The following is a 4,341-nucleotide window of genomic DNA, read 5'->3' as shown; positions in this document are numbered from 1 at the left end:
TCCGTCTATTTATCAGCTCGGGTGCTTCACCTGATCCCCCAACTGGATCTTCTGGCTTATTGTAGATATTTAGGATTATTTTTCTACTTACCCTCAATTTCCTTAAAAATGCTTGATGGGCTGTTTGTGGCCTCTTGATTACTAGGAGATGTCATCTGGTTTGAATCCAGGGATTTAGCAAAAAAGGTGTTCATTAATTGTTTAAACTCTCCCGTAGTTAAAGGCTTAGCATCCTCATTCAATTCATACCCAAGTAATCCATTCGGTTCAATCGTTGCATATTTTACATCTCCAAATTTAGATATCCCTAGATTTCGCATTCTCATTTCTAATTGATCGACGGTTAGACGGAGCTTTTTTAAATTTTGCTGATTGATTTCCCCATTCTCAATCACCACTTGGGCTTTACCCGTGATAAATTTTTCAACGGCATTGAATTTTAGTTGTAAATAATCAACAACCAAGACTGTTGCCACAAAGATCGCTGCTCCTCCCATTGCCTTAAGTACACTTTTTTCAACAATCGGTTGAACGATGATTGTACCAATCGATAACATTAAGATTGTTTGCGAAAGTGTCATCTGAGCGATTGATTTCCGACCGGAAATTCTTATCAGTAAAATACCGGCTAAAATTAAAACGAAAGATTGCCAAATAAACGAGAAATCGACCTAATCACCCTTATTATAGTTTTAAATGTCCTATGATTAGAATGCTAAAAAGTCATTAATTTTATGAGTGAAATGATTTGAAGATGGTCATCCATCGACATTCTTTTCATACTTTTAAACGGGTATATCTAGGCAGGATGCGGGTTAAGATGATTTTTAATTAAACGTTTGTGTAGGTTCGAAAAGACAGGAATTTAATAGAATCCTGAATGTTTACGAGAAGCCCATCTGATTTTGTAACAATATGAGTTATTTCCTGCGAAATATATAAAAGTTCTTCGACAATCTTTGTACGTACCTCGCAGGGCAGATCCTTATAAATCAATACTTTGAGCTTTTTTAATCAAACGTTTGAATAGTATAGCCTTTATGGTATTTAGTCGAATGAGTGTCGATTAGTGACAATAGCGGCATAATCGACATTTTTCTTCTGTTTTTCATTCGTGTTTCAACAAATTTTTTATGCATAAGGAAAGGTAAACCCAGATGTATCAAGGGGTACATTCCTATTAATCAAACGTTTGGTTAGAAAGGAAATTTGGGGAATTTAGGCGATATTTATGCTACTTCTGGGTGTGGTTGATTTCTTTCTTCTTATTAATATTGAAAATGCTGGGTAAAAAGACAATTGAGTAACAGAAACCTAATGAAGATGGAAGGAAGAAAGGGAGATCGTTTTGAAAAAGAAAAAAGGGATGGAAGAAAATAAAACAGCATTGATTTGGAAAATGGCTATTGGATCAGCCGTGTCTTGGGAATTAGCAAAATTAATTGGCTCGGACCATCCCTATCTAGCCCCTCTTTCTGTTGTTTTATGCCTGCAATCTACTATTGATCAGTCAATTCGATATTCCATTCACCGTATTTTGGGAACCGCGATTGGTATCATATTAACGGCTTATCTAGCAAGCCACCTGGACATGAATGGCTGGATATTGGGTCTATTATTATTAGGCTCGACCTTCATAGCAAAGTGGTTGAGACTAGATGAAACGGTTTTACATCAGGTTGCCCTCACTGTCATATTAATCTTTACGTTTGAACGGAAATCAAAGGATTATTCAATAGATCGGATACTGGACACAATCATTGGAGTAATCATCACGATATTAATTCACATGCTTTTATCTCCGCCAGACTTTACAAAAAAAGCAGTGGCAGCTACCGAAAAATTAGCCCTTCAGCTGTCTGACATACTTTTAGAACTCTCCAATTGGGTCCATTTGGAATGGGGAGGAGAAAAGGGACAAGTAATGAAGTACAAAATAAATCTATTTCTCCAGGAGTTACATAATACGAAAGCTACAATAGAATTGGCTACCAAAAGCTTAAAATTCAATCCTCTTGGTAAAAAGCATGCAGCCATTCTTACGATGTGCAAAATGAAAATGGAAAAGATGAACAACTGGTACCAGTATGTTTCAACAATAGTGGGAACTTTGAAAGATTGGGAAAAGGCGGGGCATCTACTATCAAATGATCAAATCGAAGTAGGAAATCATTTAAAAACCTTAAGCGAATATTTTAGAAATCTAGGTGAGGGGAAGGAAGGGAACCTGCCAAGTTCAATGAACCTACTTCAATCAACCCCACCCCCTAGTCACCAGGTTTATCGGGAATTTTTCTATTTAGAAACAAGGAATTTAATGCAAAAATTATTATAAGTTTGAAAAATAAAAATGCGGATTTAACCAAACGTTTGATTAGTAGAGCCTATTTATAATTTATTCAAAAGAGTGTACTTCTGAGTTTTTGATGAAATTTTGTCGTGTAAGAAGGGGAGGATGTCTTCAAAAACTTTTTTAATATGAATGGTGAATATTTACAAATAAGGGTATCATCTAATTGATGGATACCATTGGTGAAGTATATGTTTTCGTTAAAGGTAGTTTAAAAAGGGGAAATTATCATGAATTGTTTAGTTACCAAAGGCAGTATCAACTATGAAGTTTTTGGCAGTGGGTTTCCACTATTAATATTACATTCGATGGGGACTGATCATAGATCAATGAAAGCATGGCTGGAGCCTATTTTTAATAACTTAATAGGTTTTCAGAGAATATATATTGATTTGCCTGCTCATGGCCGAAGTTTGATTGATAGGGATTTCAGTTCTTCAGATGATATGGTCGTTAATATTTTAGATTTTTTGGATCAAACAATACCTAACAAAGAATTTTCTATCATTGGTTTTTCATATGGGGGATATTTAGCACAAGGTATTTTCTATAAGAGACGGGATTTAGTAAAGAGTATCTGTCTACTGGCTCCGGCACTTCATCTGAAACAAAGGAACCTTCCGGAAAAAATTGCTTATGTCAAAGATGCATTGGAATTACATTCGTTGGATTCTGATATAAGGTTAGCATTTGAAACATTAATGACTTTTCAAACGAAAGAGAACTTAGAATATTTTCTTAACGAAATACAACCCGGGCGTTTATTAGCCAATCGAGAGTTCCTTGGGTCAAATTGGAGAGAAAAAGGCTATTATTTCTTGGAGGAGCCCTTTAATGATGTAGATATACTTCCACAACCAGCTCTAATTATTTTGGGGAAACTAGACTCCATCTGTGGATATAAAGACCACTCATTTCTTATCGATAAATTTCCAAATTCCACATTTGCCGTTTTGGATCAAGCAGGTCATATGCTTCAAATTGAAAAACGTGAACTCGTACAAGAACTAATTAAGGATTGGTTAATTACTTTGTTAAGATATCTAACATAGTTGATGTCTAAATACAGTTACTTATTTAAAATTTGAATTATAAGAAACAAAGTTTCTAATTTTAGCTCAAGTAGGGGTTGTGAAAATGGAGATTAAAATCGCAAAAGAATTGGATGTTCCTGTTGTTTTCCAGCTTATGTTAGAAGCGTTTGAAGAATATCGATCACTTGAAGTTCCTTCAAGTGCCATTAATGAATCGTTAGAAGCAGTCCAAATTGCATTTAAGAGTAATTCAGAGAAAGCTTTACTATGTTCGATAGATGGGAGGCCACTAGGCTCCTGCAGGTTTACCATGAAAGAAGATACTTTATATTTTTCGCGAGTAGCTGTGATACCCTCAGCAAGAGGTAAAGGAATAGCAAAGGCTATGTTATCGTGGCTTGAACAATATGCTTATGATAATTTTAAAAGAAAAATGGCCTGCCGTGTGCGAGTTTCATTACCTAAAAATATTAGTTTGTACCGGTCCCTGGGTTATTTTATTTCTAAGGAGGAAGTTGTAACGAATCCCAATGGTTTTTTAGTGAAGACTGTTGTAATGGAAAAAGCTTTAGGTACACCGAATATCTCAACGAATTAGAATCGATTTGACCTAAGCTACAGGATGCGTAACGATAAAAATGCCTTCCCAATCTGGGAAGGCGTTTTTGTCTTAAATTCCAAAAACTTAACAAATTTTAGTAGATTGCTCCATCTTTTGATTTATAATTAAGAAAAAGAGAATGCGGTTTAACTACAGTATGAAAATGGTAAAAATAAATAGGAATGATAATTAATCTTTACACAGGAATGTTGGCCACAGTCTTGTTAGATAAACATTAAGGAGGAAGAAAAATGCCGAAAACCAATCAAAAAATTGTTCCGCATTTATGGTATGACAAGGAGGCAAAAGAAGCAGCCGAGTTTTACACTTCGATATTCCCAGACTCAAAAATTACG

5 protein-coding genes are annotated in these 4,341 nt (G+C 35.2%); 4 read left to right on the top strand and 1 reads right to left on the bottom strand.

Translation table 11 applies throughout. The features are described from left to right. Positions 1–83 precede the first annotated feature (83 nt). A complete protein-coding gene (locus V7659_RS20015) occupies positions 84–581 on the bottom strand; it encodes a DUF421 domain-containing protein (RefSeq protein WP_335541686.1) in 498 nt (165 codons plus the stop codon). A 785-nt stretch (positions 582–1,366) separates the two neighbouring features. Here V7659_RS20015 and V7659_RS20010 point away from each other — a divergent pair. The 4 genes from V7659_RS20010 to V7659_RS19995 form a co-directional block, all read left to right on the top strand. Continuing rightward, a complete protein-coding gene (locus V7659_RS20010; protein ID WP_335541690.1) occupies positions 1,367–2,335 on the top strand; it encodes an FUSC family protein in 969 nt (322 codons plus the stop codon). A 245-nt stretch (positions 2,336–2,580) separates the two neighbouring features. After that, positions 2,581–3,402: an alpha/beta fold hydrolase gene (locus V7659_RS20005; RefSeq protein WP_335541684.1), complete on the top strand. Its 822-nt coding sequence runs from the start codon at positions 2,581–2,583 to the stop codon at positions 3,400–3,402. A gap of 85 nt (positions 3,403–3,487) precedes the next feature. Beyond that, the gene (locus tag V7659_RS20000) at positions 3,488–3,982 is read left to right on the top strand and encodes a GNAT family N-acetyltransferase (RefSeq protein WP_335541683.1); all 495 of its coding nucleotides are present in this window, start codon (positions 3,488–3,490) and stop codon (positions 3,980–3,982) included. A gap of 254 nt (positions 3,983–4,236) precedes the next feature. Further along, on the top strand, positions 4,237–4,341 hold a 105-nt coding region (locus V7659_RS19995; protein WP_335541689.1), incomplete at its 3' end, for a VOC family protein.

Source organism: Neobacillus drentensis, assembly GCF_036966985.1.
GTDB classification, from domain to species: Bacteria; Bacillota; Bacilli; order Bacillales; family Cytobacillaceae; genus Neobacillus; species Neobacillus drentensis_E.
This window is presented reverse-complemented; position numbering and strand designations above follow the sequence as displayed.